The sequence below is a fragment of the Rhodococcus yananensis genome (assembly GCF_020515525.1).
GTDB classification, from domain to species: Bacteria; Actinomycetota; Actinomycetes; order Mycobacteriales; family Mycobacteriaceae; genus Rhodococcus; species Rhodococcus yananensis.
This window is the reverse complement of record NZ_JAIYEP010000015.1, coordinates 1-26,640: the sequence shown is the minus strand read 5'-3', so window position 1 is coordinate 26,640 and position 26,640 is coordinate 1. Positions and strand designations below refer to the sequence as shown.

The following is a 26,640-nucleotide window of genomic DNA, read 5'->3' as shown; positions in this document are numbered from 1 at the left end:
CCTTACCTTACTTGCAAGTAAGGTAAGGGGATGGACGCCGACGACCGCGCGCCGGCGGTCAGATGCGGGTGACGTCCAGTTCGCCGTCCTTGAACTGCGAACGCAGCCGCTTCTTGTCGAACTTGCCGACGCTGGTCTTGGGGACCTCCCCGATCACGGTCCAGTTCTCGGGCAGCTGCCACTTCGCGACCTTGTCCGCCAGGAACTCCCGCAACGCCTCGATCGTCGTGGTGGTGCCGGCCCGCAGGACGACGGCGACGAGCGGACGTTCGTCCCATCGGTCGTCCGGCACGCCGATCACCGCCGCCTCGAGCACGTCCGGATGACCCATGACCGCGTTCTCCAGATCGACCGACGAAATCCATTCGCCACCGGACTTGATGATGTCCTTGGTCCGGTCGGTGAGAGTGAGATAGCCGTCCGGGGTGATCGTCCCGACGTCACCGGTGCGAAGCCACCCGTCGTGGAACTTCTCCGGTGCGGCCCCGCCGTAGTAGGAGGCGGCGATCCACGGTCCGCGGACCTCGAGCTCCCCGATGCTCACGCCGTCGTGCGGGACGACGGTGTCGGTGTCGTCGACGAGCCTCGCCTGCACCGATGCCGGGAATCGTCCCTGCGTGTACCGGTACCGCCACTGCTCGGCGCCCTGGGCGCCCGCCGGTGGTCGCGCGACCGACCCGAGCGGTGACGTCTCGGTCATCCCCCATGCGTGCAACACCCGCACGCCGTGCTCGGCCTCGAACACGTGCATCAGCGAGGCCGGCACCGCGGATCCGCCGATGAGCACTTCCTTCATCACCGAGATGTCCTGCGGGTGCTCCTCGAGGTACTGGTGCAGCGCCAGCCAGATGGTCGGCACGGCGGCCGCGAAGGTGGGACGTTCGGCGGCGATCAACTCGGCGAGCGGTTCGGGCTGCAGGAAGCGGTCGGGCATGATCAGCGACGCGCCGATCATGAACGCGGCGTACGGCAACCCCCACGACATCGCATGGAACTGCGGTACGACGGCCAGCGCGCGGTCACCCTGCCGCAGCGCCGGACCCTCCGTCATGCACGCCTCCATGGAATGCAGATAGATCGAGCGGTGCGAATACACAACGCCTTTCGGATCACCGGTGGTACCGGACGTGTAGCACATCGCGGCGGCGGAGCGTTCGTCGACCTCCGGCCAGTCGAACACGTCGGGCCGGTCGGCGAGGAGGTCCTCGTAGGCGTGCACCTGCACTCCGTCGGGTGCCTCGAGATCGGCCGTCGAGTCGCCGGTGACCACGATGTGCGCCACGGTGGTCAGGTGCGGCAACTGCGGGGCCAGCAACGGAACGAGGGTGCGGTCGACGAGGATCACGTGGTCCTCGGCATGGTTGGCGACGTGCACCAACTGCTCCGGGAACAATCGGATGTTGAGGGTGTGCAGGACCGCGCCCATCGAGGGCACCGCGAGGTAGGCCTCGAGGTGTTCGGCGTTGTTCCACATGAACGTGCCGACCCGCTGGTCGCCGGTCACGCCCAGCTCACGCAGCGCGTGCGCCAGCCGGGCACAGCGGCGACCGACCTCGGAATAGCTTCGCCGCCGGGATCCGGACCCCGTCCACGTCACCACTGCCGCATCGCCGTGCACGGTGCTGCCGTGCCGCAGGATCTGCGCGATGGACAGGGGTGCTTCTTGCATCGTGCTCAACATGAACGGCTCCTCGATCGGTCGACTACGCACATTGTGACCGACGACTCACCTTTTCCGGACCCATGCGGCAATTCGGGCCGAACGGGACGGCCGCTGCGACGGGGGCGCACCGTCACCGGGGCCGACCGCGCCGTCAGGTGCCGCAGAACGTCCGGAAACACTCGCCGAACTCCCGAGGAGCCGGAGCCGCGAACTCCGCCCACTCGTCGCGACGTTCGAACGGATGCGTCACCGCCTCCAGCAGCGTCCGGAACGGAACGAGATCACCGTCGGTCGCCGCGCGCAGTGCCGCATCGACCCGGTGATTGCGCGGGATGTAGATCGGGTTGACCCCGTCCATCGCGACCGCCGTCTCGGCCGCGGCCCGGCCGTGTTCCGCCAGAGCGCCGCGCCACCGTCCGAGCCACGGACCGATGTGCTCGCGCGCGATCAGGGCGTCGAGTTGAGTCGGATCGCCGCGGAGCTCGTCGGCGAGGGCACGGAAAGTACCGGTCCAGTCCATGCGGTGCTCCGCCATCAGCGCCGGCAGGGCCTCGACCAGTGCGGTGTCCGCCGAATCGGGCAGACCCAGCTTGGCCGCCAGGCCGCGCGCACGGTGCAACTCGTAGCGTTCCCGGAATCCGGCGAGGACCTCGGTGGCCGCGGTGATGGCGCGGTCCGGTTCGGGGTCGACGAGAGGAAGGAGGGTTTCGGCGAAACGCGCCAGGTTCCACGCGAGCACGGCGGGCTGGTTGCCGAACGCGTAGCGGCCGCTGTGGTCGATCGAGCTGAACACCGCCGCCGGATCGTACGCGTCGAGGAAGGCGCACGGCCCGTAGTCGATGGTCTCCCCGGAGATGGTCGTGTTGTCGGTGTTCATCACTCCGTGCACGAAACCGGCGAGCATCCATTGCGCCGTCAACGACGCCTGCGCTTCGACCACCGCCTCGAAGAACGCCAGGTAGCGGTTCCCGTCCCCCTGTTCCGGACGCTCGAGCAGTTCGGGGTGATGCCGGGCGATCGCATAGTCGGCGAGAGGCTGCAGGACCGCACCGCGGCGGGCCGCGAACTCGAACGTGCCCACCCGCAGGTGGCTCGACGCCACCCGCGCGAGGACCGCGCCCGGCTCCGTGCCGTCGCGGTGGACGGGGCGGCCGGTCGCGATCACGGACAGCGCCCGTGTGGTCGGGATCCCGAGGGCGAACATCGCCTCACCGATCAGGTACTCCCGCAGCATCGGGCCGACCACCGCGAACCCGTCCCCACCGCGGGAGAACGGAGTGGGTCCCGATCCCTTCAGGTGCAGATCCACCCTTCGGCCGGCCCGGTCGACGAGCTCGCCGAGCAGCAGTGCCCGGCCGTCGCCGAGCAGCGGTGCATATCCACCGAACTGATGCCCGGCGTACGCCATCGCCACCGGTGTGGCCCCGGCCGGCGCGGTGGCGCCCGACAGGACCGCGACTCCGGCATCGGTACGCAGTTCGTCGGGGTCCAGCCGCAGGGACTCGGCCAGCGGCTCGTTGAGCACGAGCAACGTCGGGTCGGGTACGTCGGCGCCCTGCCACGGCACGGCCAGGCCGTCGAGTTCGTCGGCGAATGTGCATTCGAGATGCCACATCGCTGTGGTCGTGCCCGAGGAGGGTTCCGGAAGCGCCGCCATCACCCGAGCGTAACCAGTGCGAGCATCGTCCGACGCAGCGCGGCTTCGGCGACGTCCCATGCGCCGGCTGTCGCCCACCGGCGGCGATCACCGCCACCACACGCGCTTTGCGTTCGTCGTCCACTCGCTGGGCGTCGGTCTGCTCACCGCCGTCGGCGTCGCCACGCCCACACGCACAGTCCGATCCCCGCGAGAGACAGGACGTTCGTCGCGCGAACGGACGGGTGTCGCAGCACCGGGAAACCCGACACCCCTCCGTAACAAGATCGTGATGTCCGGGCCGGCGAACATCCGCCCCCGCTCGCAACGACTGTATCCACTCCCGCAGCGCCAACCAGCCCCGAGTGAGTGCACACCAACACCCTCTGTACAGCACAGATATCACTTCAGTCCCATATTCCGGCCGTTTCTCGACGATCGGGAGCGACCGCGGAGCCGGAAACTCGACGCAGCGTCCACGGTTCGTCAATGGGATGTTCGCCACATTCCCTTGCGGCATTTTCCAAACCAACGTTACCTGGTTGTGACCTAAATGCCGCCCGATGGTGACCTGCCTGGGAGTGATCCTCCCGCTTCGGCAACGCCCGTGGCCCCTCTATCGAAGGCCGGACGACTCCTCGGCCGAATCCTGGAGCACGACCAATGCCCGTTTCATCAGCACACCGTGTCCGTACCGCCCTCGCTGCCGCCGCGATGGCCACCACGGCCGTCGGTATCGGCACGACCGCCGCGAACGCCGATCCAGTACCGACTGCACAGTCCGCGAGCTTCGAGTACGGCGATCTCCTGAAGGCGCTGGACCCCCACGCCTTCGCCGCCGCAGGCTGGACGACTGCGGACAGCAGCACGACGACGGACGGCAGCGCGACCGTCGAACCCGCGTTCTTCACGAATCCGGAGCCGGCCCCGGAGCCGGCCCCGCCGGCCGTCACCCCCGACGAGCTGGCGCGGATCGTGCCCGGAATCCCGGCCGAGAAGATCGGGCAGTACATTGCTCCCCTCAACGAGGCGATGGCGCACAACGGCATCGACACACCGGTCCGGCAAGCAGCGTTCATCGCCCAGCTCGCCGTCGAGTCCGATTCCTTCCGCACGTTCGAGGAGTACGCATCCGGACGTGCCTACGAAGGACGCGCAGACCTCGGGAACACCGAGCCGGGCGACGGGGTGCGTTACAAGGGCCGCGGCGCGATCCAGATCACGGGCCGTCACAACTACGAGAAGTTGAGTGAGCACACCGGCGTGGATTTCGTCGCCCACCCCGAATGGCTCGCCGCACCGGAGAATGCCTTCACCACGGCAGCCTGGTACTGGACCTCACGCAATCTCAACCACGTCGCGGACACGGCGGGAATCGTCCGGGTGTCCGAGCTCGTCAACGGTGGTCACCACGCCCTCTCGCGCCGCATCGCCGACTTCGAGCGTGGATTGGACGTACTGCTCCAGCCCTGACCTGCAGCCACTCCCCCGTCGACGGAGCGCGCAACTAAGGATAATTTTGTTACTTGACTATCTTGAGTAATATCGTGCGGGTCAGCCGACCGCGGACGGAGACCGTTTCCGCCCCGACCCACGTGAGGAACTCTGTGGCCAAGCTCGAGATCATCGTCGCCAGCACCCGTCCCGGACGCCTCGGACCCCCGATCGGCCGGTGGGTCCTCGCAGACGCAACAGCGCACGGCGGCTTCAGCGAGATCGAACTCGTCGACCTCGCCGAAGTGAACCTGCCGTTCATGAACGAACCGCACCACCCGCGTCTGGGCCGGTACACCCACCAGCACACCCTCGACTGGAGCGCCAAGGTCGCCGAAGCCGACGCGTTCGTCTTCGTGATGCCGGAGTACAACTACGGTTACAACGCCGAACTGAAGAACGCGATCGACTACCTCCACAACGAATGGAAGTACAAGCCCGTCGGGCTGGTCAGCTACGGCGGAGTCTCCGCCGGAACTCGCGCCGCCCAGATGATCAAACAGGTGGTCACGACACTGAAGATGACCCCCGTCGCCGAAGCGGTATCCATCCCCTTCGTCGCCCAATTCCTCGACGAGGACGGAACTCTCGTTCCCAACGAGACCATGACGGGCGCCGCAAAGGCGATGTTCGACGAACTGATCCGGGTCGCGGACGCGCTGCGCCCCCTGCGCGTGGGCGACTGACACCGGACCACTCGCACCAGGAGGATCGATGGATCCCGTTCACCCCGTCTGCACCCGCTTCCATACCGCGATCGAACTGATCGGGGCACGCTGGACGGGTGCGATACTGCGCGCAATGTTCACCGGCGCGCATCAGTATTCGCAGATCAAAGCCGCGGTTCCGGGCCTGAGCGACACCATGCTCACGCAGCGGCTACGCACTCTCGAAGCCGAAGCCATCGTCGGACGACACGTGCTACCGACCTCTCCGGTACAGGTCGAGTATCACCTCACCGAGAAGGGCCGAGACCTCGAACCCGTTCTCGAGACCGTCATCGACTGGTCACACCGCTGGATTCCGCTCGCCGAGGACGACAACGGCGGGGCACGTCACCATCGCTGACCCAGCGGTCGATTTCCGCTCCGGCGATCCGAACTCCTTCCCGCGACGGCAATTCGGAATTGCAGGCGCAGGAGACAGTTCGGGTCGCGGGAATTGGAACTACACTGGGCAACCGGTTGCAGTATTCCGACTATCTCCCTTTTCCGTCCCGTACGTTATCCATTCGGCCGGGGTCGGCACCGGCGCCCCCCTTCCCGCCGCTAGTGTGGCAAAGTGCGCACGCTCCGGGTCATGTCGATCATCACGGTGATGTGCACGGCGTCGATCCTGCTGTTCGTCGTGATATCGCTTCTCTCGTCCGGCGCCGTGGGCGTCTCGAACAGTGCCGAGTACATGGTGGTGTTTCCGACGGTGGTCGGGTTGCCGTGTGCGTTCGCGGCCTCGATCATCGGTATCGCGGCCACCGTGCAGCGGAGGACGCGCGCGGCGGCATCGATTCTCCTGACTCTCGGGCAATTCACCACCGTCGCCTTGGGCGCAGCAATCATCGTGTGGGCATTGAACTTCGGTACCACCGGATGGGAGTTGGTGTTCCTGCCGGCGGCGCTCCTCGGCGGGCAGATCCTCGTCGCGGTGGGTCTGTGTTTCCGGCAGCGAGTTGCGGTCGATACCACACGGGAGCTGTGACCACCGGTTGGCTTTCGAGCGAATGTATCGCCTGCTCGATTCAGGCGATCCGGTGTACCACTCGCTCACTCTCGCACATCTCGTGCTCGTAGTCGCCCCCGCTCCCCGACACCGACCTCAGCGACCGCGACGATTTGTGCAGGGTTTTGCCCGCTCAGCGAGCAAAACCCTGCACTATCCCCCTTCGCGACCGGATCATCCGCAGATCGCACGCCGCTTCCGGCCATCACAACAGGTGTACTTCTCGGCTCCGCGCATCCACAACTGCACAGTCGACGGCAACTGCACACTCGACGGACCGCACGCACCGGCAGGACGCGACCGACACATAGACTGCACAGCCATGTCGGCGCACCCGGGGTACGAACATCTCATCCGATCCATGGTCGCGAAGGTGGGCCGCACGACGTACACCCGCGGGAAGCGGTATGCCGAAGCCGGCGCCGTCCTCGATTGCGACTTCGACGACGACTCTCTCGTCGGTGTGGGGACCATCGCCGGGACACACCCCTACGAGGCGCTGATCAAGCTCGTCGCCGGACCGCGCAATCTCGAGTTCGACTACGGCGACTGCTCCTGCCCCGTCGGATACAACTGCAAGCACACGGTGGCGTTGCTGCTCGCCCTCATCGAACCGGCGAGCGGCGCATCCGCCGAACCGGCCGAACACGACTGGGACACCACGTTCGCAACGTTCTTCGGCACCGAGAACACCGACAGCGGCGACCCCCTCGCCCTCCAGTTGACGCTCACGGCCGGCCGTGCCGCACCGGCCCTCATGGCGCGCGTGCTGCGTCCCGGCCGCACCGGGTGGGTGTCGGGCAACATCTCGTGGTCCAACCTCGCGTACACACGCGACGTGAACAGTCAGCACAAACAGATGCTGCTCGAACTCGCCGCTCTGGCGCAGGCGACGATCCCCACCCACTACCGGTCCTCGCAGAACGTCCTCGACCTGTCGGCCGTATCCCCGCGACTGTGGTCACTGCTCGACGACATCCAGGCTGCCGGCGTCGAACTACGGTATGCGAAGAAAAAGCTCGGTACGGTGCCCGAGCCGGGTTCCGCGGAGGTGTGCGTCGACGTCGCCGACACCGGAAACGGACTCACCGTCACACCCACGGTGCGCGTCGACGACCGGTCCGTGTGGGCGGTCGCGTTCATCGGGGTGCCGGCGCACGGAGTGGTCCACCTACCGCCCGGTGACCCCGTCGAGGGTCCGGTCGCCGACCAGCCGTTCCGCATCGCACGCCTGCACGGGACCGCGACGGAGGGTATGCAGCACCTGATGCACGAACTCCGCTCGCTGGCCGTCCCCGCCGAGCAGGTCCCCCGGTTCGCCGCAACGTACTATCCGCGACTGCAACGCACCGCGACCGTCGGCTCCGCGGACGGTTCGTTCACCGCGCCGACGGTGAGCGGACCGGCGGCGCTGCTGCAGGTGGCGTTCCGGGCCGAGCATCGCACCGACCTGCACTGGCAGTTCGTGTATCGGGTCGGTGACGTCGAGCACGGCGTCGAGTTGTACACCGAGTTGTCCGATCCCGTCCGCGACCATGATGCCGAAGGGGCGCTGCTCACCGAACTCCGCGGCATCGCCGAACCGTACAACCTGGTCAACACCGTCGACAGCCGGCTGTTCTCGCACATCACTCTCGCCGGGTTCGACACCGCCCGTCTCGTGTCGGAACTGTTGCCGCTGTTGTCCGGCCGCGACGACGTCGAGGTGCGTGTCGCCGGAACGCCCGCCGACTACCGTGACGTCGGCGACAGCCTCCGAATCGGATTGTCCACCAAGGCTACCGGCGATTCCGACTGGTTCGATCTGAACATCACCATCGAGGTGGACGGCACCGCCGTGCCGTTCCGCGACGTGTTCACGGCCCTGAGCGAGGGCACGTCGTATCTGATGTTGCCCGACGGAGCGTACCTGTCGCTGGACAAACCCGAACTGCAGCAACTCCGTCGTCTCGTCGACGAAGCCCGCGCGCTGCACGAGCACGACGATCCGGAGCGGTTGAAACTGAGCCGTTTCCAGGCCGGGATCTGGGAGGAGTTGGCCGCGCTCGGGATCGTCGATCGACAGGCTGCGGCATGGAGAAAACAGGTCCAGGGCCTGCTCGACGTGAAAGCGACCGCGAGAACCCGCGCACCGAAACAGTTGCAGGCGACACTGCGCCCGTATCAGCTGGACGGGTTCCGGTGGCTCACGTTCCTGTGGACGCACGGTCTCGGTGGGATCCTCGCCGACGACATGGGCCTGGGCAAGACGCTGCAGTCGCTCGCGTTGATCTGCCATGCCCGCGCCAAGAAGCCGTCCGATCCGCCGGCGCTCATCGTCGCCCCCACGTCGGTGGTCGTGAACTGGGCTGCCGAAGCGCAGCGGTTCACCCCGCACCTGAAGGTTGTCGCGATCACCGAGACCTCCGCGAAACGCGGAGGCACGCTGGCCGAGGCACTCGACGGGGCCGATGTCGTCGTCACTTCCTACACGTTGTTGCGCCTCGACATCGACGAGTATCTCGAGCACCACTGGGTGATGCTGCTGCTCGATGAGGCGCAGTTCGTCAAGAATCATCGGGCCAAGGCGTACCGGTGCGTGCGGCAGATCGAGGCACCGTTGAAGGTCGCGATCACCGGCACCCCGATGGAGAACAACCTGATGGAGTTGTGGTCGCTGCTGTCGATCACCGCGCCCGGTCTGTTCCCTCATCCGACGAGATTCCAGGACTACTACCGCAAGCCCATCGAGAGCGGCGCCGATCCCGCGCTTCTGGTGCAGTTGCGGCAGCGCATCAAACCGTTGATGTTGCGGCGTACGAAGGAGCAGGTCGCCGCCGATCTGCCTGCCAAGCAGGAGCAGGTGCTCGAGGTGGAGTTGTCGCCGAAGCATCGGGCCCTGTACGACCGGCAGTTGCAGCGGGAACGGCAGAAGATCCTGGGGCTCGTCGACGACCTCGGCCGCAACCGCCTCACGATCCTGCAGTCGCTGACGGTGCTGCGGCAAATGAGTCTGGATCCGGTGTTGTTCGACGACTCCCACACCGCGGTCGGGTCCGCGAAGATCGACGCGCTGCTCGAGCAACTCGACGATGTGATCGCCGGGGGTCACCGGGCGCTGGTGTTCAGCCAGTTCACCGGATTCCTCGGCCTTGTCCGGGAACGACTCGACGCCGCCGGCATCGAGTATCTGTATCTCGACGGCAGGACGAAGCAGCGTGGGAAGCTGCTCGAGGAGTTCAAATCCGGTGCGGCCCCGGTGTTCCTCATCAGTCTCAAGGCCGGCGGGTTCGGCCTGAACCTGGTGGAGGCCGACTATTGTTTCCTCCTCGACCCGTGGTGGAATCCGGCGACCGAAGCGCAGGCCATCGACCGCACGCACCGCATCGGGCAGACCCGCAACGTGATGGTGTATCGGTTGATCGCCCGCGACACCATCGAGGCGAAGGTGCGAGCGTTGCAACTGAGGAAAGCGGAGCTGTTCGCGTCGGTCGTCGACGACGGGGAGATGTTCTCGTCCACCCTGACCGCCGACGACATCCGCGCACTTCTGCGCTGACCCGTGCGCATTTCTGGTGGCCGGGGCTACCAGAAGTGCGCACGGGGCAACGGCGGACGAGGGGTGTCGCATCCTGCCCCTACACTGCCGGCGTGTCCCCACGAAGCTTCACGGGAGCGTCCACGCTCGACGACGATGCCCTCGCCCTGGCCCTCGCACCGGCCCTCACCCCCGGCGGTATCGTGCCCTCACCCAACTTCTTCCGCGGATTCGCCACCCGCCCGCAGATCCTCGCGCGCGGATTGCTGGTGCTCGCCGACATCACCGCCACCCGCTACTTCCGGTACACCCCCACCGCGATGCGCGATCCGGTGCTCACCGCCCACGGCGACCGACTCCGCGCCGAATGCTTCTCCGCGTGCAACGGTGTCCACGCCCGCCTCGACCTCCTCGCCGATGGCTTCGACGGAGGCGACATCGGGTACGGCACCACCAACGTCGACATCGGCCCGACGATGCGCACCGCACTCGCCGCCGTGCACCGCCACGCCCTGCTGCACCTCTCGGTCGGGGTCGACGGCATGACGGTGTCCGACCCTGACGCGTCGCACACACAGCGGCCCGTCGCCATGCCCCACCGGTGGATCCGCGCACTCGGCAACGTGGCCGAGATGCACCGCGACCTCCACCGCGCATTCACCGTCGACGCTGTCGCCGCGCGCCGTTTCCTCGCGACCGTGCCGGCAGCGACCGGAGTCGGCCGCAGCGGATGGCTCACCCCGAGCGCCTCGGGTGTGCGGGTTGCCACCCGACCCACCCGCGATGCCGTCCACGTCGACGGACTACACCGGCTCGCCGCGGCGAAACGACTGCTCCCGCACATCGCGGGCATGACGGTGTACGGGCCTGCCGGCGCCGAACCAGGCCCGGCCGTCGTCGAATTCTCCCTTCCCTCCGCGCGACTGGTCCTCGGCCTGACCGAACAGACCTGGCGCGGCCACTCCGGCGAAGGTGCCCTGCTGCACGCACTCGCGTCCGCGACCGTCCGCGACGACGCCGACGCACTCTCCACCGAACTCGCCTTCGAGCCCGCCGTCGACATCGACCGGCTCGCCCGCGACACCCACCTCGGCATCGCTGCCGTACGCGACGCGCTCGCGGTGCTGGCGTCGTCGGGACGTATCGGCTGGGATCTGCACGACAGCGCGTACTTCCACCGCGAACTCCCCGACCACCGCGACCGCGTCGACACCGACAACCCGAGGCTCGTTGCCGCCCGAGCACTCGCCGCCGACGGCGCCGTCACAGAAACCGGACCGAACACCTGGACGGTGAGCACCGGCACCACCGAATACCGCGTCACCGGCGGAAACCGGTGCACCTGCACGTGGTATCTGCGCCACGCCGACCGGCGCGGACCGTGCCGACACCTGCTCGCCGTTCGGATCCACCGGAAGGACCCCGCGTGACCGTCAGCGCCGAACTCGCCGCCGCCGTCGACATCTTCACCGAACTCGGCTGGCGCAACGCCGTTCTCACCGACATCCCCGCGCTGCCTCTCGGCACCGACGACCAGCGACACACCGCCCTCGCCGGGCTGCGTTCGGGAAACTGGGGAGAGTTCGGGCAGATCACCGACCGCACCTACGGATGGATCAGCTGGATTGACGTCGACGACGCAGCCCTCGCCCTGTTCGCGATCCGCCTCGGTGTCGACGCGCGCCGCGCCGCGCAGATCATGCCGTCCACCCACCGGCTCGGCGACGAGCCGGCCGCCGACATCCTCGCCGCCCGCGGACCGGAGTTCGCCCGGCGATTCGTCGACCAGGTGTGTGTGTCGTCGCGGCGCCCCTGGGAACACGCGACGTCGGTGCACGCCGGTGCGGCCGTGCGGCTCGTCGCCCACCACCGGCTGCCCGTCCCCGACAACGTCGAATACTTGAAGGACTGGGCGGTGTATGCGCTCGGTGCGCTCACCGGCGACGGCGAACTGTTCCCGGCCGGACGCGGCTGGATTCCCGACGCGGTGATCGCCGACCGGTACGCCGAGCACGCCCGCGCGGCGGTCGCCGCCGGTGTGCCCGCCACCGGTCCGTTCCCCGCGACGCTGTCGCCCGCGATCGACCGCGGCTGGATCGACCGCGCCGACGTCGTCGACCTGGCTTTCGCCGCACTCGATTCCGCACAGCGACCGGGCGACCGCAAAGCCTGGCTGGCACTGCTCACCGGAGAACTCGCCGTCGACCCCGCCGAGTTCGTCGTGCGCGCCGATGCGATGGTGTCGCTGATGTCGTTCGGTGATGCCGCCGTCGTCGAATCCCTCGCTCCGGTGCTCCTCGCCGCCGTCGACGAGGACGTGCTCGTCGACGTCCTCACTGTCGCCCTCAACGTGCCCACGAAGAAGGCGCGCCGTGTCGTGCTCACGGCTGCTGCCGCGCGACCGGGACCGGGCGCCGACACCGTCGCGGCGGTCGCCGATCTGATCGTCGACTGCGCCACCGGTGGCGATCGGGCGTTGAACCGCGCGGCCACCGCACTCATGTCCGCGTGGTCGATCACCGCACCCGAACCGGACATCGCACCACCGACCGTCCGCGGTCTGTGGCAGCCCACCCCCGACGTGTGGCAGGTACCGCGGTTCGAGCCGGGGGACGCGACCGTCGACACGGTCGCCGACGCCGCTGCACACCTGCTTCGCCGCGGCGACGGCGTGGTGGATGTCGCCGTCGAACGGTTCCTGGCGCTCGCCAACCGTCTCGCCCACGACGACCCCGACGCGGCGCGTGTCGCGCTCGCCGGGGTGCGGCAGAACTGGATCGACGGCCTGATCATGATCCCGTTCCGGCTACGTGGCGGACACAACCCGCTCGGTGGCGGTGCGGTCGTGTGGGACGTGCTCCGTGCCCGGGAACGCGCGGTGGTCGAACGGCTCGGAGAGGTGCCCGTGCTGCTGTCCACACCGTCGTGGGACGACCTGCGCATCGACCCCGACGACCTGCTGAGCAGGCTGGAAGTCTATGCGCAGCAGGGATTCGTCGCGGCCGAAGCCGACCTGTTCGCGGCGTTGACCCGACTCGACCTCGGACACGTCGGTGACACCCACCGTGCCCGGATCAGGTCGCTCGTCGACTCCCCGCAGACGGTGCCCGTGCAGACGATGACCGACTCGCAGATCGGTGTCGCCGCCGAAGGGGTGGTTGCCGCCTACCTCGACGACCCCCTCCTCGAACCCGCTCTCGTGCTCGACACCGAGCGGGCCCGCTGGATGCCGGGCGAGGTGCACACCCCCCGGTCTCTCAGCGCGTTTCCGCGACGGATGGAACGCTACGACCACGGGTACATCGACCCCGCAGCCCTGCCCGCGTGGGGTGACGCGACCGGACTCTCCGTCGGATACCGGGACTCCGCATCTGCCGGGCTGCTGCTGCGCCAGCTCGCGCGCCGCGCCACACCCCTGACACCGGCGGTGGCCGTCAACATGATTGCGGCGCAACGCGGTTTCCACCGCGACGCCGCCGCCGACGGCGGGACGGCGGTCGTCGAGGCGTGGGAGCGCGGCCTGTTGCGTCCCGGTGTGCCCGACGTCCGCTATCTGGACTGGGGTGCCAGGCCGTCGGGTCTGACGGCGCTCGCGGGTGTCGGAGACGACCTCGTCGCCGACGGACTCCTGCCGGTGCTGTGGCCCGTCTTCGACGACCTCGTCGCCGTCGCCACTCGGGAATCCCGAATACCGCAGGGCACAGTCGATCTCGTCGAGTTCCTCGACCGATGGCTTCCCGAGGCGCGGGCCGGTCTCGACGCGGGTGCCGCCGACCTCGACGTACTCGACCTGCCCGGAGTGCGGACGCTCGCGGCGCGGGGAGGATCGTCGCGGGCGGTCGCGGCTGCGCGTGCCCTCGTCGGAGAACTGCCACCGCCGACCCGGGCACCGGTCCGCGCACCGATGCCGCGAGAGGTGCTCGACTTCGACGAGTGGTGGCGCAGCGAACTCGGCGTCGCGCCTGTCGTCGACGACGGCGCCGAATTCACCGTGACCTGGGTGGACGCCTCGGCGCCCACGAAGACCCTGGCCGTCGACCTCCGACTCCCGGACCGTCCCGGTGACCTGTTCCGGGTGCGGAAGGGCTGGTTCTACGATCTCGAGCATGAAGGTCAGTGCGCGGCGGTGCTGTATGCCGGAGGCGACCTTCCGGACGGGGATCGCTCCGACCGCGGACGACCGCACGTGTGGTTGCGGTGGGGCGACACCTCGCAGGCGATGATCGTCGGCGACCACCGCAACTGGGCCGAGGGCACCGACGGCCCGCTGCCCGGTGGTGGTGGTGCGTCGCCGCTGACCACGTCGATGGTCGCGGTCGTGCTGGTCGGCGTGTGCCACGACACCCCGGACCTGCACTCGGTGGCATCGCTGTTGCGCCGCGGCCTGGTCGGGGCGGCTGCGGTGTCCGTGGTGATGCCGACGCTGCTGAGCCAGCCGAAGGTGAGCCCGGCGCGTCTCGTGCGGCTCCTCGACTCCGACCCGTCGCTGCTGCCGGTGCTGTGGCCCGTCCTCGTCGAATCGATCCGCTGTGCGGCCGGTGTCGACGGCGCTGTGCCGCGGTGGCTCAACCGGGTCCTCGACATTGCCCTGCGCTACGCGTCGCTGCTGCGGGAAGCCGGTCGTCGCGGCGTGATTCCCACCGGCGATGCGGCGTGGCCTGGGCTGGCCGTGCTCGCCGAGCGCGGGGGTGGGTCGGCGGCGGTGACCAAGGCGAAAGCCCTGGTCTCCGAACTCACCCCGCCCTGACCCGTGCGCACTTCCGGTAGCTCCGGATACCAGAAGTGCGCACGGGTGGGGTCAGCGCAGGGGGACGCCCAGGAGTGCGTCGACGGCGTCGGCGAACAGGCCCGGCGCTCCGGTGTCGGCGCCACCGCGCTCGACTGCGAAGGTCGCCCACGCGTCGAGGGCGGCGAGTGCCTTGGGGGTGTCGAGGTCGTCGGCGAGGTGCTGCCGCAGCCGCGCGACCGTGTCCTCCGCGGACGCAGCCGACGACAACGCTGCCGCGCGCCGCCACAGCGCCAGCCGGGTCTCGGCAGAAGCGAGCACGTCCGCAGTCCACGCCCGGTCCGTGCGGTAGTGCCCGGACAGCAGGCCGAGGCGGATCGCGGCAGGGTCGACGCCCTCGCCGCGCAGTTTGGAAACGAACACGAGGTTGCCGCGTGACTTCGACATCTTCTCGCCGTCGAGACCGATCATGCCGGTGTGCACGTAGTGCCGTGCGAAGCGGCGGTCGCCGGTGACGGCTTCGGCGTGGGCGGCGGAGAACTCGTGATGAGGGAAGATCAGGTCGCTGCCGCCGCCCTGGACGTCGAAGCCGGAGCCGATGCGGTTCAACGCGATCGCGGCGCATTCGATGTGCCAGCCGGGTCGGCCGTCACCGAACGGGGACGGCCATGCCGGTTCGCCGGGCCGCTGCGCGCGCCACAGCAGCGCGTCGAGGGGGTTGCGCTTGCCGGGGCGGTCGGGGTCGCCGCCGCGTTCGGCGAAGAACCTCGCCATCGTGGCGTGGTCGTACCCGGATTCGTAGCCGAACTGGTCGGTGGCGTCGACCCGGAAGTAGACGTCCGGATACTGCTCGTCGTCGACCGCGTACGCAGCACCGGAGGCAACGAGTTTCTCGACGAGTTCGACGACCTCGTTCACCGATTCGACGGCGCCGATGTAGTCGCGCGGCGGCAGGACACGCAATGCCTCCATGTCCTCGCGGAACAGTGCGGTCTCGCGCATACCGAGCACGATCCAGTCCTCGCCGTCGCGATCGGCGCGTTCGAACAACGGGTCGTCGACGTCGGTGACGTTCTGCACGTAGTGCACGTCGTGCCCCGCGTCGCGCCAGAGCCGGTTGACGAGGTCGAACGTGAGGTAGGTCGCGGCGTGGCCGAGGTGCGTGGCGTCGTACGGGGTGATGCCGCACACGTACATCGTCGCGGTCGCACCGGGAGTGACGGGACGCACCGCGCGGTCGGCGGTGTCGAACAACCGCAGCGGGGGGCCTTCACCGGGCACGGACGGGATCGCGACATCGGACCAAGACAGCATGTCTTCGAGACTAATCGAACCGTGCGCGGGGGTGCCCGCGGCACCCGGCGGCTCAGAACGCGGGCCAGGGAATGCGGCGGTCACCGTACGGGTGCGGCATCACGGGATCATCGAGCAGAGCGAGGATGCGGTCGCGCAGGGCCTCGATCTCGGGGTCGGTGATGTGCTCGGCGAGGACGTCACCGAACTCGTCGTCGAGGCGGCGGGCGAGTTTGTCGAGGTCGGTGAGCAGTGTGGGATCGAGGGGTCGTCCCGCCCAGCCCCACAGCACGGTGCGGAGTTTGTCGTGACTGTGCAGGCAGATGCCGTGGTCGACGCCGTACACCCGGCCGTCGGCGCCGTCGAGGACGTGCCCGCCTTTGCGGTCGGCGTTGTTGAGCACCACGTCGAGGACGGCCATGCGGTACAGGCGGGTGTCGTCGGCGTGGACCAGAACGACGGCGCTGCCGTCCATGTCGCGGGCCCGCAGCACCGGCAGATAGCCGTCGGGCACGGCGGCGACGGGGCAGATGTCGACGAGGTCGAGGTGCGCGGGATCGGGTTCGCACGTGTCTATCCAGCGTTGCACCATGCCGGTACCGAACGGGCCGTCACGCAGCAGTGTCGTGGGGATGACGTCCCAGCCGAGCGCCTCGCACACCAGGTACGATGCGACCTCCCGACCGGCGAGGGTGCCGTCGGGGAAATCCCACAGCGGCCGTTCGCCGCGGACCGGCTTGTAGACGCAGCGGACGGTGCTGCCGCCGAGGGCGGCGTCGCACACCAGGGTCGCGTTCGACGCCTGCACGAGCTGTCCGACGACCGTCAGGTCGCCGTCGCCGAGTACGGTGCGCACATCGGGAGTGGTCACCCGATCAGGACTCCTCACCGAACCAGGCTGCCGGATCGAATCCTTCGGAGCGCAGGTAGCCGTTGGTGCGGACGCAGATGTGTCCCTCGCCGGAGATCGGTTCGCCGCACAGCGGGCACGGGGTGCGCCCCGCCGCGACCACGACCTCCGACCGCGCCGCGAAGCCGCGGGCCTGCACCGGGGTGAGGAACACCCGCACCGCGTCGGGGCCTTCCTCGGTGTCGTCGAGGACGACGGATTCGTCGATCTCCGTTTCGGTGACGGCGAGGAGTTCGACGACGACGGCCCCGCTGTCCGCGTCCCATCCGAGGCCCATGGTGCCCACCCGGAACTCGGCTTCGATGGGGGTGACGAGCGGGCCGGTGTCGACGTCGGGGGTGTCGGGCAGGTTCGTGCCGAACCGGCGGTGCACCTCGTCGAGGAGCAGGCCCATGCGGTCGGCGAGGATCTGGACCTGTTGCTTCTCCAGGACGACGCTCACCACCCGGGTGTCGTGTACGGCCTGCAGATAGAACACCCGGTCGCCGGGTTCACCGACGGTGCCGGCAACGAACCGGTCCGGTGTCCGGAAGACGTGTATCGCGCGGGCCATCGCACCTCCCTGGGGTCACCACACTCTGCCATGCCGTCACTGCTCATTATCCGCCGGAGGTCACTCCTGTCTCACCGGCCGCGGGGTTCTCTGCGGGAACCTCGCCGCCCGGCACCGGCCGCGGCCCCGCATCGGCGCTCAACGCCGACAGGTCGGTCCCGGTGTCGTTGACGCGCAGCACGTACGGCCGGGTGTCGGTGTAGCGGACGACGCTCAGCGACGCCGGCTCGGCGACGATGCGCTGGAACCCGTCGAGGTGTGTGGCGAGGGCATCGGCGAGGATCGATTTGATGACGTCACCGTGGCTGCACGCGACCCACACCACGTCCTTGCCGTGTGTCTCGGCGAGCCGCCGGTCGTGGTCCCGGATCGCCGCGACCGCGCGGGCCTGCACCTGCGCGAGCCCTTCGCCGCCGGGGAACACCGCCGCCGATGCGTGTGCCTGCACGACCTTCCACAGCGGTTCGCGGACGAGTTCGCCGAGTTCCCGCCCGGTCCATCGCCCGTAGTCGACCTCGGCGAGCCGTTCGTCGACGTCGGGGGCGAGGCCACGGTCGGCGGCCAGGGGATGCACCGTCTGGCGGCAGCGCAGCAGCGGCGACCGGACGATCGCGGTGATCTCGACCCCGGCGAGACGCGCGACGAGGTTCTTCGCCTGGACGTGACCGACCTCGTCGAGTTCGACACCGGGGGTGCGGCCGGCCAGCACGTGGGAGGTGTTGGCCGTGGATCGTCCGTGACGCAGCAGGATCACCGTCATGGAATCCAGCGTAGTGGCAGTGTCGCCGATTCCACTGCGGACGGTTCCGACGCTAGGTCGCGGCGATCACTCCCGTCGCGAGCAGGACGAGCACGAGGACACCGACGATGATGCGGTAGCCGACGAACCAGTACATCGAATGGGTGGTGACGAACTTCAGCAGCCACGCGATCGCGGCGTACCCGACAGCGAATGCGATGACGGTCGCGACGAACAACTGCGGTCCCGACGCGACCAGCCCCTCCCCCTCCGGGGCGAAGGCGTCGGGCAGGCTGAACAACCCGGACGCGACGACGGCGGGGATCGCGAGCAGGAACGAGTAGCGTGCCGCGGCCTCCCGGGTCAATCCGAGGAACAGGCCCGCGGAGATCGTGCCGCCGGACCGCGACACCCCGGGGATCAGGGCGAGGGCCTGCGCGGTGCCCATGACGAGGCCGTCCTTGAGGGTGAGCTGTTCGACGGTGCGGCGCTGCCGCCCGTAGTACTCGGCGGCCGCGATGACGAACGAGAACACGATGAGCATGGTCGCGACGAGCCACAGGTTCCGGGCGACGGTGCGGATCTCGTCCTTGAACAGGAACCCGAGGATGCCGATCGGGATGGTGCCGAGGATCACGTACCAGCCCATCTTGTAGTCGTGATCGGCGCGGTGCTCGGCGTGGAACAGGCCGCGGAACCAGGCGGTGATGATCCTGGCGATGTCGCGGGCGAAGTACACGAGCACGGCGGCTTCGGTGCCGAGTTGCGTCACTGCGGTGAACGAGGCGCCGGCGTCCTCTCCGAAGAACAGTTCCGAGACGATGCGCAGGTGGCCGGACGAGGAGATCGGGAGGAATTCCGTGAGCCCCTGGACGACACCGAGAACAACGGTTTGCAGCCAGGTCATCGAGTCGATCATGCGACCGCTCCCGCGGCGGAGACGGTACGGATGCGGCAGAAGTGAAGTGTCACGCGCGGAAGGCTACGCGGCGCGGCGCAACCCCACCGGGTGAGCACGCGGCACTACTGTTGTGCTCCAGTGCACCGGGTGGCGATCGGCCGTCCGGGAACATCGGTCGGGAGGTCGACGGGCGGATGGAGCAGAGAACGGTCGGTGCCAGCGGGCTGCGGGTGTCGCGGCTCGGACTCGGCACGCTCACGTGGGGGCGGGGCACGGACGGCGACGAGGCGGCGGCGCAGTTGTCCGCGTTCGTCGATGCGGGCGGCACGCTGGTCGACACCTCCCCCGCCTACGGCGACGGCGTCGCCCAGCGGATCCTCGCCGAACTCCTCGACGATGTGGTGCCCCGCGACCAGCTCGTCCTGTCGGGTAGCTCCGGGATCGACACCACCAAGCTCGACACCGGCCGGGTGGACTGTTCCCGCGGTGGTCTGCTCACCCAGCTCGACACGACGTTGCGGGAGCTCGGTACCGATCATCTCGACGTGTGGCAGGTCGCCACCTGGGATCCGCACACCCCCGTCGACGAGGTCGCGTCCGCACTCGAATTCGCCGTCACCAGTGGCCGGGTCCGGTATGTCGGCGTGCGCGGTTATCTGGGCTGGCAGCTCGCGACGACGGCCGCGGCCACCCGGCGACCGGCCCCTCTGGTGTGCACGCAGGTGGAGTACTCGCTGCTGGCGCGCGGTGTCGAGGACGAACTCGTTCCCGCCGCCGCACACCACGGGGTCGGGGTGTTCGCGGCCGTGCCGCTCGCGGGTGGGGTGCTCACCGGCAAGTACCGGTCGGGGATGCCCGTGGACTCGCGCGGCGCCGACGACGTGCACACCGAGGAGGTGCGCCGCTATCTCACCCCCGCGTCGGTGCGGGTGGTCGACGCCGTCGCCACCGCCGCGGACGGACTCGGGACGTCGCCGCTCGCGGTGGCTCTGGCGTGGGTTCGCGACCGGCCGAACGTCGCATCGATTCTGGTGGGTGCGCGCGATCTGGCACAGTTGACAGGAGTGCTTGTGGCGGAGGAGCTGGCATTGCCGCCGGCGATCTCGGCAGCCCTCGACGACGTCAGTGCGTGACCGCACCGCGACACCTTATCCGCGTCCTCTTCGCAGGCTAGGCTAGCCTGCGAAGAGCGCATCGACGCCACCACAGGCGACGGAACGACACATCGGCATCAGGAGGTGGTGGCATGACCACGACGGAAATCGTCGGATTCGCGGAGCGTATCCGCACCGGGACGCAGCAGGAGCACAACGATACCGAGAACTCCGAGTTCGTGACGACTCTGCTGGACGGTCAGCTCAACGCCGATGCGCACACGGCGCTCATCGCCCAGACCTGGTTCGTGTACGACGCACTCGAGCGCATCGGCGCGACCTACGGTGACGACCCGATCGTCGGGCCGTTCCTGTCGCCGGAACTACTGCGCACCGCCGCGCTCGAAGCCGACCTCGAGTTCCTCATCGGACCCGACTGGCGCACGACCATCGCCCCGCTGCCGGCGACGGTCGCGTACGTGGAACGGCTCGACGAGGTCGCCGCGCGCTCCCCCGAAGCCTTCCTCGCCCACCACTACCTGCGGTACCTGGGCGACCTGTCGGGCGGCCAGATCATCCGTCGCATGCTCGAACGTGCCTACGGCTACGAACGGGACGGGCTGCGTTTCTACATCTTCGACGAGATCCCCAAGCCGAAACCGTTCAAGGACGACTACCGAGCGAAGCTCGACGCGGCTCCGCTCGATGCCGACCAGCAGCAGGCGGTCATCGACGAGGCCAACCTGGTGTTCGGACTCAACCGTGCACTGTTCACCGACCTCGGCGCCGACCTCGACCGGTACCGGGTGCGTGCCTGACCGATGTCCGTGTCCGCCACCTCCCCGTCCCGACTCCCGGTGTTCCGACCGGCCCTGGCCGTCGCACTGCTCGCGGTGGTAGCGCTGCTCGTCGGGGCCTGCTCCACCGACGCCACCGGATCGTCGGCGACGACCGTGGCGACGGGGGCGCGTACCGCGATCGTCGACGATCGCGAGCCGCGTCCGATCACCGACGCGCCCGCACCGGTCCTACCGACGACGGTGCGTAGCTTCGACGGGGTCGACGTCACGATCACCGACGTATCCCGAATCGTCGTCGCCGACCGTTCGGGCACCCTCGCGCAGACCGTGGCGTCCCTCGGCCTCGGCGACAACATCGTGGGCCGATCCACCGCCATCTACCCGTCGGGTGAGGACCTGCCCAATGTGACACCCGGCGGGCACAGCCTCAACGCGGAGGCGATTCTCGCGCTCACCCCGACCGTGGTGCTCACCGATACGTCGATCGGACCGCTGGCCGTCCAGGAGCAGCTCCGCGCCACCGGGGTTCCGGTGGTCTTCGTCGACCCCGACCACACCCTCGACACCGTCGGCACCCAGATCGAGGCGGTCGCGGCGGCGCTCGGGGTGTCCGCGGAAGGCGCCGAACTCGCGCGACGCACCCAGGCCGAGATCGACGCCGCGATCGCTGCCGTCCCCGACGATCATCCCCGGCCGACGGTCGCGTTCCTGTACCTGCGCGGGTCGGCGATCAAGATGCTCGGCGGTCCCGGATCCGGTGCCGACGCACTGATCACCGCGCTCGGCGGTCTGGACGCCGGTACCGTCGCCGGACTCGACTCGCAGTTCGTGCCGATCACCAGCGAAGCCATGATCGCGTCCGCACCCGACGTGATCCTGATCATGACGGGCAGCCTCGAGTCCGTCGGCGGCGCCGACGGACTCGCTCAGCTCCCCGGCATCGCGCAGACCCCCGCCGGCCGCGACGGCAACATCATCGACATGGACGACGCGACCCTGCTGAGCTTCGGACCGGAGACGGGGAAGGTGCTCGCGGCCCTCGCCGAGGCGCTCTACCCGTCGGACGCGGCGTGAGCGAGGTCACCGAGGCGACCGGTCTCCCCGACGTGGCGCGCCGCACCGCCGGCGCGACCCGCATCACCGTCGTGTTCGCCGTGCTCGTCGCGGCGCTGGCGGTGCTCGCCGTGGTGTCCGCGTGCCTCGGCCAGGTTCCCACCTCGCCCGCCGAGGTCGTCGGGAGCCTGCTGCACAGCATCGGACTCGAGATCGGGCCGCTGCCGGCTCACCCGGCCGGCGAGGTGACCCTGTGGGAGGTGCGGTTCCCGCGGGTGGTCCTCGCGATGCTCGTCGGCGCGGCCCTCGGGTGTTCCGGGGCTCTGCTGCAGGGCATCTTCGCGAATCCCCTCGCCGAACCCGGGGTCATCGGTGTCTCCTCCGGCGCGGCGGTCGGTGCGTCCGCCGTGATCGTCCTCGGTGGTGCGTTCACCGCCGGATGGGCGCTCGCCGGCGCGGCGATGCTGTCCGGTCTGGTCACCACCGCGCTCGTGTACGCACTGTCCCGATCGAACGGCCGCACCGAGGTGGTCACCGTGATCCTCACGGGCGTGGCCGTCAACGCCCTCGCCGGTGGCCTCATCGCCCTGTTCACGTTCGTCGCGAATCCCGCCGCCCGCGACCAGATCGTGTTCTGGCAGCTCGGCAGTCTCGGCGGCGCCACCTGGGACATCGTGTCCATCGTCGCGCCGTTGACCGTCGCCGGGGTGATCGCATCGATCCTGATCGCCCCGAAACTCGATCTCCTCGCGCTCGGCGAGTCCGTCGCCCACCATCTCGGTGTCGGAGTCGAACGGGTGCGGCAGGTGTCGATCGTGGTGGTTGCGGTGCTGGTGAGCGCCGCCGTCGCGTTCACCGGCATCATCATGTTCGTCGGCCTGGTGGTGCCGCACCTGATGCGCCTCGCGCTCGGTCCCGCCCACCGCGTGCTGGTGTGCGCGAGCGCGCTCGGCGGCGCCCTGGTACTGCTCGCGGCGGATCTCGGTGCCCGCACCCTCGTTCCCAACGCGGATCTGCCCCTCGGCATGCTCACGTCACTGATCGGCGGGCCGGTGTTCTTCTGGATGCTGCGCCGCACCCGCGCCAAGCAGGGAGGCTGGGCGTGACCCCGATTCCGTTGCTCGAGCGGTTCGGTGCCCGCGCCGATCTGCCCGGCCCCGCCGACCCCGGCACCGTCACCCTGCGCGGCGAGCAGATCAGGTTGTCGCGCGGCGACCGCGAGATCCTGCACGGCGTCGACATCGAAGTGCGGGTCGGTGAGGTCGTCGCGCTCGTCGGCCCCAACGGCGCCGGTAAGTCCACGCTGCTCGCCGCGCTGACCGGCGACCATCCACTCACCGGCGGACGTGTCGAGGTCGAGGGGCGTGACCTCGACGACTGGGCACCGATCGCGTTGGCGCGGCGCCGCGCGGTGCTGCCGCAGCAGCACACCGTCGGATTCCCGTTCAGCGCGCGACAGGTCGTGCGGATGGGGCGGGCGGCGTGGGCCCGCACCGAGCGTCGCGGCGACGACGACGCGATCGTGGCGGCAGCGTTCACGACCTGTGACGTGGCGCATCTGGCCGACCGTCCGTTCCCGGCGCTGTCCGGCGGTGAGCGGGCCCGGGTCGCGCTGGCGCGGGTGCTGGCGCAGGACACCCGAACCCTGCTGCTCGACGAGCCGACCGCCGCCCTCGACATCGGGCATCAGGAGACGATCATGCGGGTCGTACGTGAGCGCGCCGACGCCGGTCACGCCGTGGTGGTGGTACTGCACGACCTCGGGTTGGCCGCGGCCTACGCAGACCGCATCTGTGTGCTCGAGAAGGGGCTGATCGTGGCGGACGGCACCCCCGGGGATGTGCTCACCGAGGAGTTGCTCAGCCGCGTCTACGACTATCCGGTGCGGGTCGGTGCGCATCCGGAGACGGGCACCCCGCTGGTGCTGCCGCACCGCGCGCCGCGGTGAGCCGTCCGTCACAGCGTGTCGGGTCGCAGCGGAGGCGGTGACGGCGGCGCGTCCACGATCGGGAACACTGGACGACGGTGCCCGGGGCCGGTGCACCCGACGAGACGGTGAACAGGCAGGAGCGACAACGATGGGTGGACCGGTGGCACGCGGCAGGACTGTGCTCGTGCGGAGGGCCGCAGCGGTCGTCGGGATGGTCGCGATCCTCGCGACCGGATGCTCCTCGACGGACGACTCGTCGTCGGATCTCCCGACGATCGAACCGGCCACCCCCGCCGCCGCACCCGCCACCACGACCGATCCCGCCGGCACTGTCCGGGCGTTCCCCGCGGTGGACGAACTGATCACCGTCCCGGGCAGCACGGTGCTCGCCGCGTGGACCACCGACGAGCAGCTCCTGCTGCTCGACGGTGCCGGTGCCGAACCTCGCGGGGTGGATCTGCCGTTCGAGGCGAACACGGTGGACGCCGGACCCGACGGCACCGTGCTCGTGCTCGGGTCCGATGAGCTGGCGCGGGTCGACGTCGGATCCGGGGAGGTGACGTCGCAGGCGACGCTCGACGGGGAGCTGGTGTCCGCGGCGGTCCTCGCTGACGGTCACCTGTTGATCGGCACCGCCGACGGCACGGTGTGGAACATCGCGCCCGACCCCGCGGGTGTGGACCGACCCACCACCATCGACGGCCTGGCGTCCGCCGACGTGGTCGTGACGAGTGGCGACGCTGCGGCGGTGCTGGACCGGCGACAGACGTCCATCACCGAACTCGACCTCGTCGACGGTCGGCTCGGCATCGCGTTGCGCGCCGGTACCGGTGCGAGCGAGATGATCTCCGATCCGTTCGGCCGGGTGATGGTGACCAACACCAACGGCGACGAACTGCTCGTGTACACGCTCGATTCGCTGGTGCTCCGGCAGCGTTACCCGGTGGGTCCGGCCCCGTACGCCGTGACCTACGACGCCGCCCGTGACCTGGTGTGGGTGACGTTGACCGGAAGCAACGAGGTGGTGGGCTACGATCTGTCGACCGGTATCCCGCGGGAACGCCACCGCTTCGCGACGGTGCGACAGCCCAACTCCGTGGCCGTCGATCCGGCCGATGGCACGCTGGTGGTCGCGTCGGCGACCGGTGACGGACTGCAACGGATCCCGGTCGAAGGGTAATGATGGCGGGCGAGCGCACGAGCCGCTTCACGCGGCTCCCGGTGGGGTGGGACACCAGCAACGACGAGTACGAGTATGTGCCGTTGAAGCTGCCCCGGGAGGTGTCACGGGTCAGTGCGTCGCTGCGGTTGGCGATCTCCGCGGAGTTCCACGGGTGGGAACTGACGCGGGTGCGCCTGTATCCGGACGGCAGTCGGCGGGTGCTGCTGCGCCGCCGCCGGACCGACCGTCACATTCCCGAACCCGCCGTCCGCTGATCCGATCCCGGGCCCCACGGCCCGGCCTCCAGGGAGAGTGTTCGTGTATCGCTTGCTGCTCCGATTGATGTTCCTGCTGCCGCCGGAACGCGTCCACCGCCTCGCGTTCCTGGCGATGCGTCTGGTCACCCGGTTCGGTCCGACCCGTGCCCTCGCCGCGAAGGTACTGGTCGTCGACGATCCGGTGCTGCACAGCGACGTGTTCGGAGTCCGGTTCCCCGCGCCTGTCGGCCTCGCAGCCGGGTTCGACAAGGACGCGACCGGGGTCGACACGTGGGGTCCACTCGGGTTCGGGTTCGCCGAGATCGGCACGGTCACCGCGCAGGCGCAGCCGGGTAATCCGCAGCCGCGGCTGTTCCGGCTTCCGGACGACCGCGCGATCGTCAACCGCATGGGGTTCAACAACAACGGTGCCGGGGAGGCGTCGAACCGGTTGCGGCAGCGCCGCCGTACGGTGCCGATCGGTGCGAACATCGGCAAGACGAAGGTGGTGCCCGCCGAGGACGCCGCCGCCGACTACACGGTCAGCGCGCAACTGCTCGGTCCGCTCGCCGATTTCCTTGTGGTGAACGTGTCGTCACCGAACACGCCGGGACTGCGGGATCTGCAGGCGGTCGAGTCGCTGCGCCCGCTGCTGCAGGCCGTCCTCGACACGGTTTCGGTGCCGGTGCTGGTGAAGATCGCTCCCGACCTGTCGGACGAGGATGTCGACGCCGTCGCCGATCTCGCCGTCGAACTCGGGCTGGCGGGTATCGTCGCGACGAACACCACGATCCGCCGTGACGGTCTGCGCAGCGATCCGGCGCGGGTCGACGCCATCGGCGCGGGTGGATTGTCGGGGGCGCCGGTCGCCGAGCGATCCCTCGAGGTGTTGCGGCGCCTGCACCTGCGGGTCGGTGATCGTCTGACCTTGATCTCCGTCGGTGGCATCGAGACCCCCGAACAGGCGTGGGAGCGGATTCTCGCCGGTGCATCGCTGGTACAGGGCTACACCGGGTTCATCTACGGCGGACCGTTCTGGGCGCGTCGCCTCAACAAGGGCATCGCCCGGAAGGTCCGTGCGTCGGGGTACACGTGCCTCGCCGACGCCGTCGGCGCCGGCAACTGACGCACCGGCCGAACGGGGTGTGGGCGAGAGATCGGATCTCTCGCCCACACCCCGTTCGACAGGTCGGGAC

Annotated in this window: 22 protein-coding genes; 15 read left to right on the top strand and 7 right to left on the bottom strand. The window is 69.1% G+C overall.

What is annotated here, in order from left to right; translation table 11 throughout:
• Window positions 1-58: 58 nt before the first annotated feature.
• Together LDQ05_RS05830 and LDQ05_RS05825 are read right to left on the bottom strand one after the other, a co-directional pair.
• Entirely contained in the window at window positions 59-1,681 is a 1,623-nt protein-coding gene (locus tag LDQ05_RS05830; RefSeq protein WP_226435946.1) for a long-chain fatty acid--CoA ligase, read from the bottom strand.
• Between the two features lie 133 nt (window positions 1,682-1,814).
• Window positions 1,815-3,320, bottom strand: coding sequence for a protein adenylyltransferase SelO (locus tag LDQ05_RS05825; RefSeq protein ID WP_226435945.1), 1,506 nt, complete (start codon window positions 3,318-3,320; stop codon window positions 1,815-1,817).
• Between the two features lie 642 nt (window positions 3,321-3,962).
• Between LDQ05_RS05825 and LDQ05_RS05820 the strand changes: the two genes are divergently transcribed.
• The 7 genes from LDQ05_RS05820 to LDQ05_RS05790 all read left to right on the top strand — a co-directional run bounded on the left by LDQ05_RS05820 (window position 3,963) and on the right by LDQ05_RS05790 (window position 14,773).
• Window positions 3,963-4,772 carry a glycoside hydrolase family 19 protein gene (locus tag LDQ05_RS05820; protein ID WP_226435944.1) on the top strand — a complete coding sequence of 270 codons (810 nt, stop codon included), beginning with the start codon at window positions 3,963-3,965 and terminating at the stop codon, window positions 4,770-4,772.
• Window positions 4,773-4,906: 134 nt separating this feature from the next.
• Window positions 4,907-5,479, top strand: coding sequence for an NADPH-dependent FMN reductase (locus tag LDQ05_RS05815; protein WP_226435943.1), 573 nt, complete (start codon window positions 4,907-4,909; stop codon window positions 5,477-5,479).
• Window positions 5,480-5,507: 28 nt separating this feature from the next.
• Window positions 5,508-5,861, top strand: a complete 354-nt coding sequence (locus tag LDQ05_RS05810) for a winged helix-turn-helix transcriptional regulator (protein WP_226435942.1) — start codon at window positions 5,508-5,510, stop codon at window positions 5,859-5,861.
• A gap of 231 nt (window positions 5,862-6,092) precedes the next feature.
• A complete protein-coding gene (locus LDQ05_RS05805) occupies window positions 6,093-6,488 on the top strand; it encodes a hypothetical protein (protein WP_226435941.1) in 396 nt (131 codons plus the stop codon).
• Between the two features lie 343 nt (window positions 6,489-6,831).
• Window positions 6,832-10,047 carry a DEAD/DEAH box helicase gene (locus LDQ05_RS05800; RefSeq protein WP_226435940.1) on the top strand — a complete coding sequence of 1,072 codons (3,216 nt, stop codon included), beginning with the start codon at window positions 6,832-6,834 and terminating at the stop codon, window positions 10,045-10,047.
• Window positions 10,048-10,139: 92 nt separating this feature from the next.
• Window positions 10,140-11,456 (top strand): SWIM zinc finger family protein, encoded by a 1,317-nt coding sequence (locus LDQ05_RS05795; protein ID WP_226435939.1) that lies wholly within the window; start codon window positions 10,140-10,142, stop codon window positions 11,454-11,456.
• Window positions 11,453-14,773 carry a hypothetical protein gene (locus LDQ05_RS05790; RefSeq protein ID WP_226435938.1) on the top strand — a complete coding sequence of 1,107 codons (3,321 nt, stop codon included), beginning with the start codon at window positions 11,453-11,455 and terminating at the stop codon, window positions 14,771-14,773. Before LDQ05_RS05795 ends, LDQ05_RS05790 begins: the two co-directional genes overlap by 4 nt.
• 51 nt (window positions 14,774-14,824) lie before the next feature.
• Here LDQ05_RS05790 and mshC read toward each other — a convergent pair whose 3' ends face one another.
• Genes mshC through LDQ05_RS05765 form a run of 5 tightly spaced genes read right to left on the bottom strand, consistent with a single transcriptional unit; the run spans window position 14,825 to window position 19,166 of the window.
• Window positions 14,825-16,066, bottom strand: coding sequence for a cysteine--1-D-myo-inosityl 2-amino-2-deoxy-alpha-D-glucopyranoside ligase (gene mshC, locus LDQ05_RS05785; protein ID WP_226435937.1), 1,242 nt, complete (start codon window positions 16,064-16,066; stop codon window positions 14,825-14,827).
• A 52-nt stretch (window positions 16,067-16,118) separates the two neighbouring features.
• Window positions 16,119-16,916 (bottom strand): SCO1664 family protein, encoded by a 798-nt coding sequence (locus LDQ05_RS05780; RefSeq protein ID WP_226435936.1) that lies wholly within the window; start codon window positions 16,914-16,916, stop codon window positions 16,119-16,121.
• A 4-nt stretch (window positions 16,917-16,920) separates the two neighbouring features.
• Window positions 16,921-17,508, bottom strand: coding sequence for a DUF3090 domain-containing protein (locus LDQ05_RS05775; RefSeq protein WP_226435935.1), 588 nt, complete (start codon window positions 17,506-17,508; stop codon window positions 16,921-16,923).
• A 46-nt stretch (window positions 17,509-17,554) separates the two neighbouring features.
• Window positions 17,555-18,268 carry a histidine phosphatase family protein gene (locus LDQ05_RS05770; RefSeq protein WP_226435934.1) on the bottom strand — a complete coding sequence of 238 codons (714 nt, stop codon included), beginning with the start codon at window positions 18,266-18,268 and terminating at the stop codon, window positions 17,555-17,557.
• A 52-nt stretch (window positions 18,269-18,320) separates the two neighbouring features.
• Complete coding sequence (locus LDQ05_RS05765) at window positions 18,321-19,166, bottom strand: undecaprenyl-diphosphate phosphatase (RefSeq protein ID WP_226435933.1); 846 nt, start codon at window positions 19,164-19,166, stop codon at window positions 18,321-18,323.
• A 176-nt stretch (window positions 19,167-19,342) separates the two neighbouring features.
• Here LDQ05_RS05765 and LDQ05_RS05760 point away from each other — a divergent pair, with 176 nt between their 5' ends.
• The 8 genes from LDQ05_RS05760 to LDQ05_RS05725 all read left to right on the top strand — a co-directional run bounded on the left by LDQ05_RS05760 (window position 19,343) and on the right by LDQ05_RS05725 (window position 26,570).
• Window positions 19,343-20,281: an aldo/keto reductase gene (locus LDQ05_RS05760; RefSeq protein WP_226435932.1), complete on the top strand. Its 939-nt coding sequence runs from the start codon at window positions 19,343-19,345 to the stop codon at window positions 20,279-20,281.
• A gap of 113 nt (window positions 20,282-20,394) precedes the next feature.
• The gene (locus tag LDQ05_RS05755; protein WP_226435931.1) at window positions 20,395-21,060 is read left to right on the top strand and encodes a biliverdin-producing heme oxygenase; all 666 of its coding nucleotides are present in this window, start codon (window positions 20,395-20,397) and stop codon (window positions 21,058-21,060) included.
• Window positions 21,061-21,063: 3 nt separating this feature from the next.
• The gene (locus LDQ05_RS05750; protein ID WP_226435930.1) at window positions 21,064-22,116 is read left to right on the top strand and encodes a heme/hemin ABC transporter substrate-binding protein; all 1,053 of its coding nucleotides are present in this window, start codon (window positions 21,064-21,066) and stop codon (window positions 22,114-22,116) included.
• A 32-nt stretch (window positions 22,117-22,148) separates the two neighbouring features.
• On the top strand, window positions 22,149-23,201 hold the full coding sequence (locus tag LDQ05_RS05745) for a FecCD family ABC transporter permease (RefSeq protein WP_226435981.1): 1,053 nt from the start codon (window positions 22,149-22,151) through the stop codon (window positions 23,199-23,201).
• Window positions 23,202-23,242: 41 nt separating this feature from the next.
• Window positions 23,243-24,043 carry a heme ABC transporter ATP-binding protein gene (locus tag LDQ05_RS05740; RefSeq protein ID WP_264184499.1) on the top strand — a complete coding sequence of 267 codons (801 nt, stop codon included), beginning with the start codon at window positions 23,243-23,245 and terminating at the stop codon, window positions 24,041-24,043.
• 130 nt (window positions 24,044-24,173) lie between these two features.
• Window positions 24,174-25,205 (top strand): YncE family protein, encoded by a 1,032-nt coding sequence (locus LDQ05_RS05735; protein WP_226435929.1) that lies wholly within the window; start codon window positions 24,174-24,176, stop codon window positions 25,203-25,205.
• Window positions 25,206-25,207: 2 nt separating this feature from the next.
• Complete coding sequence (locus tag LDQ05_RS05730) at window positions 25,208-25,462, top strand: DUF5703 family protein (protein WP_226435979.1); 255 nt, start codon at window positions 25,208-25,210, stop codon at window positions 25,460-25,462.
• Window positions 25,463-25,505: 43 nt separating this feature from the next.
• On the top strand, window positions 25,506-26,570 hold the full coding sequence (locus LDQ05_RS05725; protein WP_226435928.1) for a quinone-dependent dihydroorotate dehydrogenase: 1,065 nt from the start codon (window positions 25,506-25,508) through the stop codon (window positions 26,568-26,570).
• Window positions 26,571-26,640 lie beyond the last annotated feature (70 nt).

Coding starts and splice junctions, on each gene's coding strand:
- LDQ05_RS05750 (WP_226435930.1), top strand. CDS start 21,064: ATGTCCGTGTCCGCCACCTCCCCGTCCCGACTCCCGGTGTTCCGACCG.
- LDQ05_RS05810 (WP_226435942.1), top strand. CDS start 5,508: ATGGATCCCGTTCACCCCGTCTGCACCCGCTTCCATACCGCGATCGAA.
- LDQ05_RS05755 (WP_226435931.1), top strand. CDS start 20,395: ATGACCACGACGGAAATCGTCGGATTCGCGGAGCGTATCCGCACCGGG.
- LDQ05_RS05800 (WP_226435940.1), top strand. CDS start 6,832: ATGTCGGCGCACCCGGGGTACGAACATCTCATCCGATCCATGGTCGCG.
- LDQ05_RS05775 (WP_226435935.1), bottom strand. CDS start 17,508: ATGGCCCGCGCGATACACGTCTTCCGGACACCGGACCGGTTCGTTGCC.
- LDQ05_RS05820 (WP_226435944.1), top strand. CDS start 3,963: ATGCCCGTTTCATCAGCACACCGTGTCCGTACCGCCCTCGCTGCCGCC.
- LDQ05_RS05760 (WP_226435932.1), top strand. CDS start 19,343: ATGGAGCAGAGAACGGTCGGTGCCAGCGGGCTGCGGGTGTCGCGGCTC.
- LDQ05_RS05735 (WP_226435929.1), top strand. CDS start 24,174: ATGGGTGGACCGGTGGCACGCGGCAGGACTGTGCTCGTGCGGAGGGCC.
- LDQ05_RS05730 (WP_226435979.1), top strand. CDS start 25,208: ATGGCGGGCGAGCGCACGAGCCGCTTCACGCGGCTCCCGGTGGGGTGG.
- LDQ05_RS05830 (WP_226435946.1), bottom strand. CDS start 1,681: ATGTTGAGCACGATGCAAGAAGCACCCCTGTCCATCGCGCAGATCCTG.
- LDQ05_RS05765 (WP_226435933.1), bottom strand. CDS start 19,166: ATGATCGACTCGATGACCTGGCTGCAAACCGTTGTTCTCGGTGTCGTC.
- LDQ05_RS05805 (WP_226435941.1), top strand. CDS start 6,093: ATGTCGATCATCACGGTGATGTGCACGGCGTCGATCCTGCTGTTCGTC.
- mshC (WP_226435937.1), bottom strand. CDS start 16,066: ATGCTGTCTTGGTCCGATGTCGCGATCCCGTCCGTGCCCGGTGAAGGC.
- LDQ05_RS05825 (WP_226435945.1), bottom strand. CDS start 3,320: ATGGCGGCGCTTCCGGAACCCTCCTCGGGCACGACCACAGCGATGTGG.
- LDQ05_RS05770 (WP_226435934.1), bottom strand. CDS start 18,268: ATGACGGTGATCCTGCTGCGTCACGGACGATCCACGGCCAACACCTCC.